16 protein-coding genes are annotated in these 15,576 nt (G+C 34.4%); 4 read left to right on the top strand and 12 right to left on the bottom strand.

Annotated features, from left to right (window positions below):
• Positions 1-8: 8 nt before the first annotated feature.
• The 8 genes from KO02_RS13235 to KO02_RS13200 all read right to left on the bottom strand — a co-directional run bounded on the left by KO02_RS13235 (position 9) and on the right by KO02_RS13200 (position 5,773).
• Positions 9-452, bottom strand: coding sequence for an Imm42 family immunity protein (locus KO02_RS13235; RefSeq protein WP_038699003.1), 444 nt, complete (start codon positions 450-452; stop codon positions 9-11).
• On the bottom strand, positions 443-796 hold the full coding sequence (locus tag KO02_RS13230; protein WP_038699002.1) for a hypothetical protein: 354 nt from the start codon (positions 794-796) through the stop codon (positions 443-445). The genes KO02_RS13235 and KO02_RS13230 overlap by 10 nt, the downstream gene beginning before the upstream one ends.
• Positions 793-1,905 (bottom strand): SMI1/KNR4 family protein, encoded by a 1,113-nt coding sequence (locus KO02_RS22865; protein ID WP_051959932.1) that lies wholly within the window; start codon positions 1,903-1,905, stop codon positions 793-795. Before KO02_RS22865 ends, KO02_RS13230 begins: the two co-directional genes overlap by 4 nt.
• A 2-nt stretch (positions 1,906-1,907) precedes the next feature.
• Positions 1,908-2,375, bottom strand: coding sequence for a hypothetical protein (locus KO02_RS13220; RefSeq protein WP_038699001.1), 468 nt, complete (start codon positions 2,373-2,375; stop codon positions 1,908-1,910).
• 252 nt (positions 2,376-2,627) lie between these two features.
• The gene (locus tag KO02_RS13215; RefSeq protein ID WP_038698999.1) at positions 2,628-3,065 is read right to left on the bottom strand and encodes an Imm26 family immunity protein; all 438 of its coding nucleotides are present in this window, start codon (positions 3,063-3,065) and stop codon (positions 2,628-2,630) included.
• Positions 3,058-3,480, bottom strand: a complete 423-nt coding sequence (locus tag KO02_RS13210) for a hypothetical protein (protein WP_051959931.1) — start codon at positions 3,478-3,480, stop codon at positions 3,058-3,060. Before KO02_RS13210 ends, KO02_RS13215 begins: the two co-directional genes overlap by 8 nt.
• A 19-nt stretch (positions 3,481-3,499) precedes the next feature.
• Positions 3,500-3,793: a DUF2185 domain-containing protein gene (locus tag KO02_RS13205; protein ID WP_051959930.1), complete on the bottom strand. Its 294-nt coding sequence runs from the start codon at positions 3,791-3,793 to the stop codon at positions 3,500-3,502.
• A 51-nt stretch (positions 3,794-3,844) separates the two neighbouring features.
• Positions 3,845-5,773 (bottom strand): hypothetical protein, encoded by a 1,929-nt coding sequence (locus tag KO02_RS13200; protein WP_144243324.1) that lies wholly within the window; start codon positions 5,771-5,773, stop codon positions 3,845-3,847.
• Positions 5,774-6,262: 489 nt separating this feature from the next.
• Here KO02_RS13200 and KO02_RS13195 point away from each other — a divergent pair, with 489 nt between their 5' ends.
• The 3 genes from KO02_RS13195 (at position 6,263) to KO02_RS13185 (ending at position 8,728) form a co-directional block, all read left to right on the top strand.
• Positions 6,263-6,673: an Rrf2 family transcriptional regulator gene (locus tag KO02_RS13195; protein ID WP_038698992.1), complete on the top strand. Its 411-nt coding sequence runs from the start codon at positions 6,263-6,265 to the stop codon at positions 6,671-6,673.
• Positions 6,674-6,719: 46 nt separating this feature from the next.
• Positions 6,720-7,568, top strand: coding sequence for an SDR family oxidoreductase (locus KO02_RS13190; RefSeq protein WP_038698991.1), 849 nt, complete (start codon positions 6,720-6,722; stop codon positions 7,566-7,568).
• Between the two features lie 629 nt (positions 7,569-8,197).
• Positions 8,198-8,728 carry a hypothetical protein gene (locus KO02_RS13185; RefSeq protein ID WP_038698990.1) on the top strand — a complete coding sequence of 177 codons (531 nt, stop codon included), beginning with the start codon at positions 8,198-8,200 and terminating at the stop codon, positions 8,726-8,728.
• A gap of 138 nt (positions 8,729-8,866) precedes the next feature.
• On the opposite strand, the gene KO02_RS13180 is transcribed toward KO02_RS13185, so the two are convergent.
• Together KO02_RS13180 and KO02_RS13175 are read right to left on the bottom strand one after the other, a co-directional pair.
• On the bottom strand, positions 8,867-9,943 hold the full coding sequence (locus tag KO02_RS13180; protein WP_038698989.1) for a hypothetical protein: 1,077 nt from the start codon (positions 9,941-9,943) through the stop codon (positions 8,867-8,869).
• A gap of 87 nt (positions 9,944-10,030) precedes the next feature.
• Entirely contained in the window at positions 10,031-10,636 is a 606-nt protein-coding gene (locus tag KO02_RS13175; RefSeq protein ID WP_038698988.1) for a GrpB family protein, read from the bottom strand.
• A gap of 720 nt (positions 10,637-11,356) precedes the next feature.
• On the opposite strand from KO02_RS13175, the gene KO02_RS13165 reads away from it, so the two are divergent.
• The gene (locus KO02_RS13165) at positions 11,357-11,713 is read left to right on the top strand and encodes a hypothetical protein (protein WP_038698985.1); all 357 of its coding nucleotides are present in this window, start codon (positions 11,357-11,359) and stop codon (positions 11,711-11,713) included.
• A gap of 115 nt (positions 11,714-11,828) precedes the next feature.
• Here KO02_RS13165 and KO02_RS13160 read toward each other — a convergent pair whose 3' ends face one another.
• Entirely contained in the window at positions 11,829-14,360 is a 2,532-nt protein-coding gene (locus KO02_RS13160; protein ID WP_038698984.1) for a phosphocholine-specific phospholipase C, read from the bottom strand.
• Between the two features lie 567 nt (positions 14,361-14,927).
• Positions 14,928-15,494, bottom strand: a complete 567-nt coding sequence (locus tag KO02_RS13155; RefSeq protein ID WP_235212255.1) for a DUF1080 domain-containing protein — start codon at positions 15,492-15,494, stop codon at positions 14,928-14,930.
• Between the last annotated feature and the right edge of the window lie 82 nt (positions 15,495-15,576).

The following is a 15,576-nucleotide window of genomic DNA, read 5'->3' as shown; positions in this document are numbered from 1 at the left end:
GCTTAAATTCAGTTATTTTTCTTGAAGGAATGTTGACTTAAGTCTTTCAATATTTGCAAAAATGTTCCTTTGGGAAGAACGATTTCATCATACGTTTTTTCAAAATCTTTGGTAAAAAATATCCGTTCTGTATTTCCATTAAATCCAATAATTAATGCAAAACCGTATTGAAATAATTCGCCAGAGTTTATCCAAACCAAATTATTGTCTTCATAATTATCAAAATCAATTTCATCGATGGGAAGATTTCCTATGTCCAATTTTAGAGTTTCAATCATTGGAATTTCAGAAACTAATTCGTAAAAGAGTGAATTCAATGTGATATTAATTCCTGCAGCAGGATATGCTTTATCATCAATCCAAAAATTGAAAATACCTAAGTTTAAATGATCATTTACAACAAAAACAGTTTCCCATTGAACGAAAAAATCATCGTGATGTTTTATGAGCATGTTGTTGGTTTTAAAATTTCTTTAAAATATTCAAAATTGAGTTTTACCGTTTTGATATAATCGATTGAAACGAGAAGTTGATTTTTATTGTTTTTATCTAAATAAATTTCATTAATTCTAGCTCCTAATGATGCTTCATTTTCTTCCTGACAGATTGAAATTACTTCCGAAACCCATTTTTCGCAATTGATGATATTGGTAATTCCACTTATCATCAATTGTACTTGTTGCTGATTGCGATAGTAAATAGGATACAAAGAAATTGTTAACAGTAAATCAGTGTGTTGTAATGAAATCGTTTCTCGAATTGCATCGTGGTAATTGTAGTTTAAATTTTTTATCATACGTTTACCACTTCCACTGTTACACCTAAATTTTCTAATTGTTGAATATCTTTTTCTATCCATTTCAAATAGTTTTTGCGAAAAAATATACGTTCTTGTTTGCTCATTTGTAAAGCTTCAGCACCTGATAGTTTGAAGTTTTCTTTCAGCAAAGACACAATTTTCAGTTTGTTGGGCCCCACTTGTGTGATGTACAATTCTGCTTCTCGCCAATCTGTTTCCACATATTTCTGGGCTTGCTCTTCTGCTGTTCTTTCAGACTGATTCAGAACACTTTCATGCACTTCTTCCCAAAATTCATTAGACGATCTGATTTCATTTTCTACAATTTTTATTAATTCTTCTTTATTAAAGCGATGCTGATATAATACATTTAAAATGTGTTGAAAATTTTCTAAGGACGCGGAAACCTTAATTGGTGACCATTTTCCAGCACCATGATAGGCAAAATAAACCGGAAAATTTTGTTGAACGTCATCAAAATCTATGAAAAAGGGATCAGCAAAATTATTCGTTGCAATCACTAACCAATTTTCTTTAAAATCACCCTCTTTTTCTCCGTATAAAAACGTATTCGTTACTGAATTATAAGTATAACCATTTTGAAAATTAAAAATGGTTTCTAATTTGGGATAATTTTCTGGAAGACATAAATTCTCAATTTCACTTGTATTTTTGAAAAACTCGATCAGTGCTGGAAATTGGCTCACTTTTAAAGACAATTTCTCATTCTCGAATTGATAAAAATTTTGTTGTTCTTCTAAAGATTGATTGTCTTCATATTTTTCACTTCCAAAAGGAAATTTTCTTGACATAAAATGCATTAAATTTCGATCTAATATTTTGAGCTCAGCTTCTATCAACGTTCCGTAAGAAGTTAAATAGACTTTAGTATCCTTTTCATTTTTAGAAATTACAGCTACTTGACCGCCCGAATCATCGGCAATAGGAATATAGTTAGGCAAATATTCTTCAAACTCATAAGTAGTGTAACGTTCTTCGATTTCTTCTTTATTTTTAAATACTCGAACGACATCATAAATAATTTCTGTATTGAATTGTTGCTGAAAATCTTTGAAAAAATTTTGCCAGTGTTGTGGGAATTTCATGTTTAAATACTTTTAAGATATTCTGCTACATCATAATCTCCATAAATCGCATTATCTGCAATTTTTAGATTGGTATCTGTAGGATTACATGTTAAATTATTGCCATTTATATCCATTCCATGCAATGGTCCATTTAAATTCTCATACACATTGGTAAATATATAATTTAATAATTTTTCAGGAATTTCATAGTCAGCGTTGGAGGATATTATACCCCAATCACCTTCAGATTTTAATTGAAATAGACTATATCCATCTAATATCATAGGAGGTTCATAATATGAATCAGCGAAAAAATCTATATCCATCTTCAAATGTTTAGTTGTTGTTTTATAAATTATGGAGATAAGCCCTAAAAAATTATTATTTAAAATTCGACCATAATAAAATGAATCGTTCATTAAAAATGAGAACAAATCTCCTTTATTAATTTTTTTTAGAATTATTTTTTTGAAATTGGATTTATTCATAACGCATCAATATATTTTAATTTAGCTTTTATTCGCATTTAACTTTTTAGTAAATAGCATTACTTTTTCTTTCAAGATTCTTCAAATATTTTGGATAATATAATTTAATTCCTTTAGAAAATAGTAAGCCTAAAATTGAAATCCAGTATTGCGTATTCATGCGCAAAACTTTCAAAATCTTCAATTGGAGCTAAGAAATGAAAAATATTATATTATTGAATTCCAAAGGGTTTGGGTGGGGAAGATGGATCTTTAACATTGTGTCAATATTTGGTCTACAAGCACAAATCCCATAACTTCTAAATGGGAGTAAATTTTATAATCTTCCTCATTGGCATTGCGAATTAATTCTTCGTTATGGTACAATTGGCAAGCGTACGTAAACCATTGCAACGATAATTCTGTATCACTCAATAAGGAGGTCCCAATGATTGGCCAAGTTCCATTTTTTACGAGTTGATTTCCGGTAAAAAAACTTTTTGTGTTTCTTGGATTTGAGCGTATGGGAATAAATTCTTGATTCGCTAGCGCCTCCAAATCAACACTTTGCTGTACACCAATAACAGTACAACCAATAACTTGTTTTAACCTTCCTTTTGGGGCAAGAATAATCTTACAAATAGCTTTTCTACTGTTGGTCAGTGGAATGGACAGAAGGTCTCCTTCTTTATATTTAATTACTTTACTCATTGTTTAATAATTTATACGCTGGGTAATCTTTCAATTTGAAATAGTTCCATTTGTAATAACAATCCCAATAGCTGGCAATTTTACTGCTAATAGTTTGTGCATGTTTAGGATTCTCTTTTAAAAATTCTTGAATTTCCTGGCGCTGTTTTGTTGTAATTACTTTGATGATGGAAATAGCTATTTCAACGACATATTCTGCCAATAGCTGTACGACAAAAGGGATGCTTTGCGTTGGAAATTTTTGAATCAATGCTAAAATGGCGATTTCCCGTATATAACCGTTATGATGCCGTGTGAAAGTGCACAACTTTTCAAGACCTGTGGTTGTTTGAACTTTAGATTTTGAAATTTCATCATAAATTCGATAATGAATAATAATTTTTACCCCATGCCATAAAACTTCTATATCATACATAGTATTTTATTTTTGAAATTTATGATAATCCTTCACCATCAAATGATTCTTCTTCAAATTGATTGTTGTCATTCCTTCCAAAAGCCAATCCGTACATAGCATCTAAATACGATATGATATCTGGGTCATAATGCGCCAGCGTATTCACATCGAAAATGCCTGTCTTATTTGGATAGTTTGTGTATTCTTCATCTTCGTCTCCAGCAAAAAACCTCCAACCGCTGTCTTGTTCATTATCCGGATATTCGCGATACATATAGCCAACTTTTAAACCATCGAGCGTAATTCTATCTGATGCGATACAGTATCCCATATCTTCAATCAGTCTTTCGTTTAGTGCTGCCGCAGTTTTAAAATATTTTTTTTATGCATCTTTTCTTAACTCGACTGTAGATTCCACCATTTCCAAATCTTTGGTTAAGGTGATAAAAGAAATATTGGGTGTTGTGTTGTCGCTGTTGTAACGAGTTATCTCTGATGCTTCAAAAGCACTCAAGGCTAAACCGTAATTTGGATCTTTTTGCATGATTAACACATTTTTATAGAACAACACATAGCCCAGTAACGGCAATGTTGTTTTCATTTGCTTATTCAAATGGTTTACGTACCGCTGGATAGATGCTTCATTATTAAAATCAACTTTAAAATCTACACGCTGTAGTGTGACTTGGATACCTTCATTTCCATAAATTTGAACTGCTGCTATCATTTCTGGATTACCCGTAAGCATCGCCCAGTTGGGTAAGGCATAGGTAAATTTATCGCTGTAATGGTCTTCAGCTTTTTTTTTGGCTAAAACAATTCCCCTCTGGAGAATCGTGGGATGGATGTTCTTAAAATCGTTCATGTCCTTTTGTTCCTTGTATTCTTTTCCAGTTTCTAAATCGATGTAAAAATACTGGTCTTTTTGCGCATCATTTTTCTTCCTTACCATGCCATTAGCATAGATACTTGCGTAAGCCTTTTGTCCTACTTGCTGTTTCGTTTGGTTGTTATAAATGATATAATCACCCGCTTTTTCTTTTTGCACCGCGTAGAGATGACGCTTCATATCCAAAATACTGATGTCGGTATTGTTGGGCTCAATGTCCCATTGTTGGGTGTTACGGTTCCATAAACCCTTTTTTTCTATCTTTTCGGTTTCATGCTTGAGTAAGATGATGAATAGATCATCCGATTCTTGCACATATTTGATTTTATTTAATTGCCAGTCTTTTTCTATGTTTTCTAATGGGATGAGCATCGATGCATCAGGCCAAAGGTTATAACCCACTTGATCGGTAATAAAGAAATCCATAACAGGAATTTGATCGTGAACATTTCCTTCATCATCCAAGTACAACCAATCGTATCTCCAAACATCGTGATCGTAATTGAACTTTCCCAGGATAAAATAAGGGGAATTATTGACCGAATAAATCAGCGAAGTTTCTTTTAAAAACGATTCGTGTTCCTTCGTGTTGATTTGAATTTGTTTTGGAAAAGCTTTATCGTATTGCGGATAAATGTAAGTGTTGCATGTTTTTGCGTCGTAAAGTATTTTGGGTACTACAGGTGCAAAGCGATCTTGATTAATGGAATCTAAAAGCACTTCTTTATTATTTAGGGTTACGGCTATAGCTGTTTTACCCGTTAAATTACTTAAAATTGGTTGCTTGGTTTTGCTCTCCCAAATTTCAAATTTGTTCTTGGAAACTGGGATGTATCGCCCTTTGTCCAATACCTCTTCAATATGGTGTTTTACAATCTTGAATTTTTTGTTAGCAATTTTATAAAGATCTCCGTTCCATACAAAATGATTGTCATCTATAGGATGAATTATAAAGTTGTAATCATCGTCTTGATCTGCAAGTTTTTTATCAAACAGGAGTTGACCCGTTTCGAGTACACGAACTTCTAGGTGTTTATACGGAACCGTTTTTTTGATGTCAGAACTCATGATATTCCAATCCCATTTCCAAAATGGAAGTTTTTTATCAAAAGAAGTTTCGCTTATGAGTAAGGTATAGCCACTTACCTCATTCATGTAGATGTTGCTATGCGTGTAGGGACTAATGGTTTTTCCTTTGCTGTCGATGATTGCTGATGCTTGATCTAGATTTCCAACTATGGCAAATCCTGTCTTCGTAAAGGGAGTCGCATAAGAAAACGTCTCATTTATGACTGGGTTTAAATCTTTATCTACATACGTGTATGTGTTGTTTTTCGTTAGGTATGGAACCAACTCAATACCTGTTTTAGAGGTAGTAATAGCAGATTCTTGTGCACAAGCAGCAAGGGTTAATGTTGCCATAATCGTGCTGAAAATATTTTTTAACATCTACTTGAATATGAATAGGAGAATCAATTCTCTGTACTTCAAAATTACAGAGAATTGTTCTCTTACAATACCCCTAGAATCAGGGATATTATAAGAGATATATGCATTTCTGATTTTCGTTTTCCTTTTTCACCATTCCGTTTGCATAGATTTTTGTGCACGGCTGTCGTCCAACTTGCTGTTTTGTTTGATTATTAAACACCATATTAAGGTCGCCCTTTATATTTTATACTTCATGTAGACGGTGAACAGGTCATTCGATTCTTGTACATATTCTATTTTCAGTTTTTTGGGTAAGGCCTATAACCAACTTGATCAGTAATAAAGAAATTAAAAGCGCATGGAGTTATTTTTCTTGAATTTATCTCTGTTTTACGTGAATTATATTTAAAATGTCATATTATTTTCAATTGTAATGAAAAGCATTACAATTGAAAGTTATGTTTTTACATTTGTATCGATATGAACAATACAAGATTTTCAACGGCCCTACACATACTTACTTTATTAGCCGATAGCGGCGAAGATTGGGTGAACTCGGATTGGATTGCGGGTAGTATTAATATCAATGCAGCTATGGTGAGGAAAGAATTGAGTACGTTGCAAGATGCTGGGTTTGTTATAGGACGTAAAGGCAAGGAGGGAGGTTCACGTTTAAACAAATCGAGTAGTGAGATTTCATTAGCAGATATTTATGTGGCAGTCAAGAATACTGAAGTACTGGGTAAAAAGAATTTGAATACAAATCCTCAGTGTCCCGTTGGTAAACAGATCAATAAGGAATTGGATAAGTTGTTTTCGGACACAGATCAATTGGTTATTAACGCGTTAAAAGGGTTGACATTGGAAAACTTCGCAAAGAAGTTCCGCTAATTTTTTTGGCTTTAAATGTAACAATAATTATTACAATATAGAATTTATGAAAATAGGAATTACAGGTGCAACTGGTCATCTAGGACGTCTAGTTGTAGAGAAATTAAAAGAAAAAACTGCAAGCGACAATTTAATTGCGCTAGTTCGCGACACTCAAAAGGCTGCTGATCTCGGTATTGAATCACGTTTGTTTGACTATAATAAGCCAGAGACTTTGACCGATTCTTTAAAAGGGGTCAATCATTTATTATTAATATCTGGAAATGAAATTGGACAACGTCAGACTCAGCATGAGAATGTGATTAAGGCTGCAAAAGACGCAGGGGTAGAATGGATTGTTTACACGAGTCTTTTACATGCCGATACTTCTTCATTGGTATTGGCAAACGAGCACCTATTGACTGAGGAAACTCTAAAATTATCTGGAATAGCATTTACTATCTTACGTAACGGCTGGTATACTGAAAACTACACTGCTTCTATTCCTGCAGCTTTGCAAAACGGAGCTTTAATTGGGAGCGCAGCACAGGGTAAGATATCATCTGCTGCAAGAGTTGATTATGCCGAAGCGGCAGCAGTTGTCTTAACCAGTTTGGATCAACAAAATAAGATCTATGAATTAGCTGGTGATGAGGCTTATACTTTAACAGATTTAGCGGCTGAGGTATCAAATCAAACAGGAAAAGTTATTCCATATAAAAATTTAAGTGAATCAGATTATGCAGCAGCTTTAATTGGAGCTGGTTTACCAGAAGCATTAGCCACAGCTATTGCAAGTTTTGATACTGGAGCGGCAAACGATGATTTGTATAATAATGAAAAACAGCTTTCTGCTTTGATAGGTCGTCCAACTACTCCACTTGCATCTGTTGTAAAAGAAGCTTTAGCTGGATAAAATTAATTATATTTTCTCCATAAAAAAGAGCATCATCTTAGATGCTCTTTTTTATGGAATGCTAACTAATAAATCAAGTCGACCGGTCAAGGTGTTAAGCCAATCCCAATATTTATAAAACCCTAAGTTCTTTTAAGTACAATTTGGACTGTAAATTTTGGAGAAAGTGTTGTTCAATCTTTGTAAGAAGATTAGTGAGATTATTTTTCTGTAAAATGACATTGATAAAGGGTTTCATTTTTTAAATAGAGTGAATATCTTATTTCAGTGGGCAAAAAAGCATATGTACTTCTGTAAGCGATGTTCTGTAATAAACCGATGGTGTAACTTCTTGAAATACGATAGAAAACAAAATTTTAAGATTGTCACACGGCGAATTGTTCTTTACTAATGATTCTGAAAATTTAGTAACACCAGAGAATATTCGGTTGACGCTTTTCGTATGCAGAATCATGGTTTTATTTAAAGGTTAGTACGTAACATTACCAATGAAAAAAAACAACTATTGGGGAATATAAATAATGTAATAGTAACTTGTGTTAATTCTTTGATAATTTGTATATTAGGGTTTGAAATAAAACAGGGTAGCTGAAAACTGTATAGAGTAAGCATTAACCGAGTTTATGATTATGAAAAGAATTTTCACCACTTTAGCGAGCACTGGTTTACTCTTTATTTTTTTATCTAGCAATGGAGCCATTGATAATAAAGCAGTCGTAATCCAGCCAAAAGAAGAAACTTCCCTAGTCGGTGATACGAGTGTCACTACTTTAGTGTTGGAAAAAATTGCAATTGGAGATGCAATTACCAAAGATGCATTAACAATGAATGAAAAAGGACATTTATCTGCAATAGGGAAGGAAGTTGGAGTGCTTTCAACAAATGGCGAGTTAAAAGATAGTAAGGGTAACCTACTAGCTAAGATGACAGGTGAAACATTTACTGACGCAGAGGGAAATGTAATTTCAATAATTAAAGAGGATGGAACTATTATAAACAGTTCGGGTAAGAATCTATCCTGGGATAAAAATGGATTGCTCAAAAATAGTGAGATTGAAGTCTACCTTACTCCCGCAAACACAAAAGCAAAACGTGCGGCATCTATATTGCTATTTAATTACTTTATCTTTAACAAAAGCCAGCCGCAGGAAACTAAATAAATTGAAATAAAAAAGAAGATGATAGACGCTCTTTAATAGGAATCCACTCGTAAGAAGGGATTTCTTATAGGCATTATAATCTAATTATCTCACTAACATAGTTTAAGTGATACTATTGCTATTGAGAAGAATCCTTAATTAAAGTAGGGTAGCTTTCAACTGAATTTTTATGAAAGCAGGCTTTTGCTTTTTCCCATTTGATGGAGCTGAATTTGTAGGATAAACTTCGGCATAAAAGGTTTCATTATCCGCCCAAAAAGCTTTTGTCTGGTCTGCAATTTTGAAGTTAGTAAAGTTTATATACAACAGGTCTTCTTGATCAGAGACTTGCTCCGAGTATTTGTTGATTGCAAAATCACTTCCTACACTATTATTTGAATTGACATAGGAAATCCATTTTTTACTCGGGATAACTTGTGGATAACCACCGGTAAATGTTTTGAAATTTGCTTCGGGTTTTACATTATAAAACGAATAATACATATCGTATGCTTCTGCTGAGCTTTCTTTGAAAACCTCTAAATCAAGGGAAGGAGACTGTCCTATATATTCATTGGATAAAATTCCATCTTCTGTAATGATATTCTCATGTTGTACAATCATGATTTCTTTTGCGTTTTCAGTATACACCCAGTTTCCATCTTGCAGTTTTACTTGCGGATTTTTCACTAAAACTTCATCGGCTCGATTTTTAGAAGCTGTTTTAAATTCTTGTTCTGACACTTCTGTTATCGTTCCGAATTTACTGAATGATTTATTTTCAAAATCTTGTGACTTTTTCAATACGCTGCTTCTGATCTCATAAAGATTTACACCCTGTAAAGTCAAGTCAAATGCTGCGGTGAATTCTGACTTCAAAACAAAAGCTTCAATGCTATTCGAAATATTATTACTAATGCTATAATGAATCGAATAGAAGTCATCAAATTCTTTAAATCCATAATAATTATCGAGCTTATTATAAGCAATTTTTAGGTGAGCCGAATCTTTATTGGGAGCCACAAAAAACTGAATAGAATCAAGCTTGGTAAATAATTGAAACGGTACATCTTGTACATTATCTACACCTTTAATCTTTTTGAAATCGGTTAATGCTATGTTTTTTTGCGTAACCACAGCTTCTACTTTATTAGTTTCAGACGCTTTGTTTCGCGGATTACACCCAACAAAAGTAATAACCATGGATGAAATGAAGAATCGAAATATAGTTTTCATTTTTTTGTTTCTTTTTAACAAAGATATTATTATTCATCTTTGCTTAATATGGCTGAAAACAGGGATTTATGGATTGGTATATTTGAACTATTTTGCCTCTGGTTTAAGGGCTTTATTTTGCAGTTCGATTTTTGATAAGATTTCCTGATTGAAACCTACCTTTTCTAGAATCTGAAGAATGAAAGCTGTTTTTGCTTCTACATAACTTGCTATGTCATTGGGATACCGAGCTGCTAGTTCTGTTTTTAATCTCCCATATTCCTGAGCTTCTTCCAGGTGCGTACGCAGATAATCCCTTAACCGTAAATGATTATTTAAACTGTCACTATTTTCAAGACAAACATACAGATGATGTTGATGCCATTGGTAACCCGAACCATCAAAAGGTGTTAATGGTGAATCTCTTTTAAAAGCTTCTCTACCAGGAATTCCAATTTCACCACAATAAGTATAACCTAGTTTTTCAAGGATAGTTTTAATCTTATCAAATCCATCTTTATTGTTGATGATAACATCTATATCGATAATGGGTTTAGCTGAAAGACCAGGCACAGCTGTGCTACCTACATGCTCAATGCTATATATGAGAGTTTTCAAATAATCGTTAAGGACTGATTTCAGTTTTTCAAACTCCGTAGCCCAATTTGTAGTATATCGTTCAACAATAATCCTTTCTATCTCCTTATTTTTCATGTTATATTAGGATTGAAACCCAAAAATAAGAAATAAATATCAAGGCTACTATCGGGACTAATTGAAAAATATTCTGATAAGGGTACCTTGATTACGTCTTCACATATTAGCTTTCATTGCAGATAGAAATTTGTATGACAAAAAAAAGTAAGGCATAGCACGCTCAGTAGTTTGTCCACCCTTACTAGGTTATAGTTGCTCTATGTTTTGAATTACTCTGGCAGAATGGTTGAAGATCTTCAGCTTAATAACACGAGTAAGATTTGATGAATTTGTGAACTTTACATTCTCACTGTCATCAACATTTAAAGCATATTTATTATCTTGATCCATATTTAGTTCGGTATCATGAGTTTTCAATGTGATATTACCATTGGACTTAGCTAAAGCCTCAAATGAAAATGACTTCGCATTTTCAGTCGAAATTACTAATGATGAGTATGCTGGAATAGTAGTATTTATATATAATGAATGCCTATCTTTCTTACCTAGATTAGTTATTTGACAAGATTGCATAATTAATATGCTTAATAATATAATCGACCACTTCATAGAATGAAGATATATTAAAATTTATCATGAAATTATCGCATATAATTTCATGACATTATAATGACATTGTAAATGGTGAACTAGGATTATCATATGCAATATCATTTATCTTCACCATGTATCGTGATTTCAATTTGCAATGCGATATTTAGATTTTTTCACGGTTCCATGCCAGTACTTTTACACCTTTCGAATAATGTGTTAAGTCAGGATCGTTTGTTAACTCCAAATTCCCTATTTTGTATTTCAATTCAATTTTTTCCACAAGAACTGATTCAATTTCCCATTCTTTATGGTGAATTAGAACAAACTCAATTATTAAGTAAAATAGCAAGAGAAGCCTCTATAGTCGTAAATAGAAAGAATAGCGTTTTAGACTTATCTATTCTAATCATCGAGGATGGGTATGTTATTCAAAAGTTAGCAGATGGGTCTAAGCGAACATTTAAAAAATCAAATCCTTCTTCAATACGTAGGTCTATAGGTGATCCATCAGAAAAGAGGTGTCGGAGTGCTCCCGAATAACTGCATATTGTGTTCAGGAGTGTGGATTGTTGCTGAAATGCCCCCAATAAAAGTCTAACTTTTTGGGGGTACTTCAGCACTCATTGTGGCTTTATATCAGTATTGAATAGGGGTTTTATGATCGATTGATAAGAGGATCTGTGAAACTTTCTTTACCAGTTTCAATGTGGCCAGCAAAACGTTGTAAATAAACCTTGTCATTTGGGCTTGTAATGGCGAAATCATACCAGCCAAAGCTGTTTTGTAAATCAATCACCATTTGCTGGCTTGCATTTGGGGAGATGGTTTTCTTGGCTAAGGATCCTTTTTTATAACTCAGGTCGTCCACTGAAATTGTGATGGGATGGGAACCTATATTTGTTACCGTGAGGGTTATATTTCCAGTGGGAATTTTCGTCACTCGTTTTAATTCGGGTACCGCATTAATTTGAATGTTAGGATCCTGTGCAGAGCCTTTAAACTCTCTGAAGAATCCATTAGGTCCATGGAGATGTAATTCATATTGGCCATTTTCGAATGCCTTAATTGGCCATTCATATTGTATTTGGTCACCTGCTTTTACTGCAAATGCCCAATTGCGACAGGTTTCTTCTTTAGCATTTGTGTCAGTATAGCTTCCAGGTACATAAACTGTAAAAGGTGATCCTGAAGTGTTTTTCCCGAAGATCTCGTTGTCTACTTTCATGGATATACGGAATTTGTTTTTGTCTAGGATCTGCCCTTCGGCGCGTAATTGATAGGGGAGGGCAGTTGAAGGACGTTTACCCACTTCTTGTTGTGACATCAAGGATTTATAGGATCCAGTATTTTGTGCATCACTAATTTGCTGTTCGCTGATTGCTTTGAAATTTCCGGGATCACTCTTAAATTTAGCGTTATGGATGGTTTCTATAAATTGATTGCGATCTATGAATGATACTTGGTCTTTCTTAGGGTTGAAAGGTGTGAATGCTGACGTTAAATCGCCACAGATCGTTCGACGCCATTCGCTGATGTTTTCGAAGTGTATACTTTTTTTGTATTTCTTATTAACGAAATCTTCCAAGAACTGTAATGTCGAGGTATGGTCGAACACTTGTGAACAGACTTTACCTCCTCTGCTCCATGGTGAAGCAATCAGCATAGGTACCCGAAAACCAAGTCCTATTGGTGCTTCTCGAGCTTGCTTTTCTGGGATTCCTTGTTTTAGTTCGTTGACCAATCTAACAAATTCTAATTCAGTTTCTATACCTGCTGAAACTTTGCCGGTTTCGGGTTTATTAAGATCTGGAATTGAATAAGGTGGGATATGGTCATAATATCCGTCATTTTCATCGTAGGTAACGATGAAAATTGTTTTTTTCCATATTTCTGGATTTTTTGTAAGAATATCGAGTATTTCTGAAACATACCATGCTCCATACCAAGGAGCACTAGGGTGGTCGGAAAAGTTTTGTGGTCCAGCTAACCAAGAAACTGTAGGTAACTTACCGGTATTGACATCGGTGCGGAATTGGTGTAATAGATCACCTTTTGGAATGGCAAGCTCACGTTGAACACCATCGTCCTCATAGGTAAGCTTGTCCAAACTACGGTAGTCCCCGTCTTTAGTATTGGTAACGAATGCACGGTGGAAAAGACTCTTTTGTGAAGGGCTTAGTTTTTCGAAATTATTTTTATTCCATTTTGAGAGCTCGTCTCGAGCTATATCTAATGCTTTCTGTTTGTCGCGAATACTAGCCTGTACTTTTAGTGCTCGTTCGTCACTTGAAGGGCTTTCTTCTTGTAGTTTATTGATTTCGCCAGGAAGCGTATCAACTCTTTTCTGTAAACTCTCGATATTACCATCTTGAAATTTAACATTGTAAGCTGCAAAAAACTCAAGTAAGTTACAGCCGAAGTTACCCAGCCATGATCGTTCTTCCCCTTGGAAACCTCCTACACTACTAACCTCGTTTTGATAAAAACTCCAGCTGATGCCGTTATTTTCTAAAAGCTCTGGAAAGGTTTTCCATTTATGTTTACCATATGAATAATCGTCATTGCGAATATTTGCTTTGGGTAAATCATCGATTGTACTCATAATCTGTCCGCTCCAGAAGTAGGACCGATTAGGGGTGGTGCTAGTCATGGCTGAGCAGAAGTTCTGATCGCAGATTGTGAAGGCATCCGCCATCGCATAATTAAATGGGAGGTCTTCTCTGGTATAATGACCTAAAGTTAGCGGCATTGCCGCATATTTTTGATTATTTGATTTTTTAGATAGCAGCCAATTGTCATATTTCCCTGAGTTGTAGGCATCGACTTGACTAGCTCTTGAGTGCGGAAGATCTCCTGTCCAGGTACTCTTGCTCTCTTTGATATTTAGTCGAAAGGGGGCGTAAGTGTGTCCAGCATCGTCTGTTTGGAACCAAACTGGATTTTTGTTTGGAAGTGTAATAGCCCTTGGATCATTGAAACCTCGTACCCCTGATAGAGAGCCAAAGGCATGGTCAAATGATCGATTCTCTTGCATTAGTATCACGATGTGTTCTGCGTCGAGGTAAGTACTACCAGGAGCAGGATCTATGGCCATTGCTTTTTGTATAGCAATAGGCATGACGTTAACTAAACCAGTAGCTCCCGAAAGCATAATTGCTTTTCGGAGAAATTCTCTTCTATTATCCATGGGCTTATACGATATGTTTGGTATAACCAAATTAAAGCTTTTTTAATAAACTTTAAGATTTCCATAGAATCCTTTTTACCAAGTGATAAGATTGTTACGAATTATGTTGCTTAAAATTAGTTGTCTGTTTGTCACTATGATAAAGTTTTTAATTCTTTTATATATCCCGAAAAATGTAACAGTTTTTGAGTTTATTCTGCGTCAAATTGTTTTCAATAAAATATTCAAATTTATCTAACTCATGAAGATCTTCTGTAGTTGGTAACATTACTTGTTCTCTTTATGAAATAGTGAAACTCTTCTTTGTGAGTAATTCTGTCAAAAGCTGTATTTCTAACTAGCAAACAAGGATAGTTGATTTATTGTCATTCAAAAAGAGGTCGATTAGGAATGAACAATAACTATTCATTTTTTTGATCACATATAAATAATAAAGCCATTCTCGACAGAATGGCTTTGCGGGTTTTCCACTTTTCTTGCAGCTTTTTTGCTATTGAATTTAACTATTTTGTTAAAGAGTGTATTAGCACGTTAAAATTTCAAAAATAATGTGTTCATATTATATTTTTATTTTGAAATATGAGTTATTGGAGTTAGTAAAACCTTACGGAATTCAACTTCAGCTCCTTCAGCCTGCAGGGCAATCTGTCCACTGTTTGCTGTACAGTCGTATCCCTCATTTACAAGGTCGCCATTTACCCAAACCTTTATAACCCGGTCTAAACATTCAATTCTCATGCTGTTCCATTCACCAAGCGGTTTCTCCGAATGATCGGTAAGATTCAAAACTCTTCGTTTTTTACCTTCTGTAATGCCCCATTCAGCTTGCTCACCGCGGCGCTCAACCATATTTGGCACCTTAATATCCTCTACAATACACCAAAAATCTCCCGCATTTTCATGCATCATCTGTACTTCAATAGATTTTGGAAACATTTCATAAAGTGCGCGAGGGGTAGAGGCATGCACCAGTACGCCACAATTTCCTGGTTTTCCAGCAAAACGATATTCAACATCTAAGCTATAGTTCTTATACGATTTATCGGTTATAATATGACCATTTGGTGTTCCCATGCTAACCAGCATCCCGTCTCTGACAAGAAAAGGACTTTTTACAGTCGTATTTTTGTCCATTTCTGGAACGTCGATATGCCAGCCTGTTAAGTCTTTGCCATTGAACAGGCTTTCTGATTGAGCACATGAAGATAAGGAAAAT

This window comes from Sphingobacterium sp. ML3W (assembly GCF_000747525.1).
Taxonomy (GTDB): Bacteria; Bacteroidota; Bacteroidia; order Sphingobacteriales; family Sphingobacteriaceae; genus Sphingobacterium.
The sequence above is the reverse complement of the archived record's forward strand: the minus strand, read 5'-3'. Positions and strand labels throughout refer to the sequence as shown.

Excerpts from the sequence above, each read along its gene's own strand:
- KO02_RS13235 (WP_038699003.1), bottom strand. The coding sequence starts at position 452 with ATGCTCATAAAACATCACGATGATTTTTTCGTTCAATGGGAAACTGTT.
- KO02_RS13230 (WP_038699002.1), bottom strand. The coding sequence starts at position 796 with ATGATAAAAAATTTAAACTACAATTACCACGATGCAATTCGAGAAACG.
- KO02_RS22865 (WP_051959932.1), bottom strand. The coding sequence starts at position 1,905 with ATGAAATTCCCACAACACTGGCAAAATTTTTTCAAAGATTTTCAGCAA.
- KO02_RS13220 (WP_038699001.1), bottom strand. The coding sequence starts at position 2,375 with ATGAATAAATCCAATTTCAAAAAAATAATTCTAAAAAAAATTAATAAA.
- KO02_RS13215 (WP_038698999.1), bottom strand. The coding sequence starts at position 3,065 with ATGAGTAAAGTAATTAAATATAAAGAAGGAGACCTTCTGTCCATTCCA.
- KO02_RS13210 (WP_051959931.1), bottom strand. The coding sequence starts at position 3,480 with ATGTATGATATAGAAGTTTTATGGCATGGGGTAAAAATTATTATTCAT.
- KO02_RS13205 (WP_051959930.1), bottom strand. The coding sequence starts at position 3,793 with ATGGGATACTGTATCGCATCAGATAGAATTACGCTCGATGGTTTAAAA.
- KO02_RS13200 (WP_144243324.1), bottom strand. The coding sequence starts at position 5,773 with ATGGCAACATTAACCCTTGCTGCTTGTGCACAAGAATCTGCTATTACT.
- KO02_RS13195 (WP_038698992.1), top strand. The coding sequence starts at position 6,263 with ATGAACAATACAAGATTTTCAACGGCCCTACACATACTTACTTTATTA.
- KO02_RS13190 (WP_038698991.1), top strand. The coding sequence starts at position 6,720 with ATGAAAATAGGAATTACAGGTGCAACTGGTCATCTAGGACGTCTAGTT.
- KO02_RS13185 (WP_038698990.1), top strand. The coding sequence starts at position 8,198 with ATGAAAAGAATTTTCACCACTTTAGCGAGCACTGGTTTACTCTTTATT.
- KO02_RS13180 (WP_038698989.1), bottom strand. The coding sequence starts at position 9,943 with ATGAAAACTATATTTCGATTCTTCATTTCATCCATGGTTATTACTTTT.
- KO02_RS13175 (WP_038698988.1), bottom strand. The coding sequence starts at position 10,636 with ATGAAAAATAAGGAGATAGAAAGGATTATTGTTGAACGATATACTACA.
- KO02_RS13165 (WP_038698985.1), top strand. The coding sequence starts at position 11,357 with ATGCCAGTACTTTTACACCTTTCGAATAATGTGTTAAGTCAGGATCGT.
- KO02_RS13160 (WP_038698984.1), bottom strand. The coding sequence starts at position 14,360 with ATGGATAATAGAAGAGAATTTCTCCGAAAAGCAATTATGCTTTCGGGA.
- KO02_RS13155 (WP_235212255.1), bottom strand. The coding sequence starts at position 15,494 with ATGGACAAAAATACGACTGTAAAAAGTCCTTTTCTTGTCAGAGACGGG.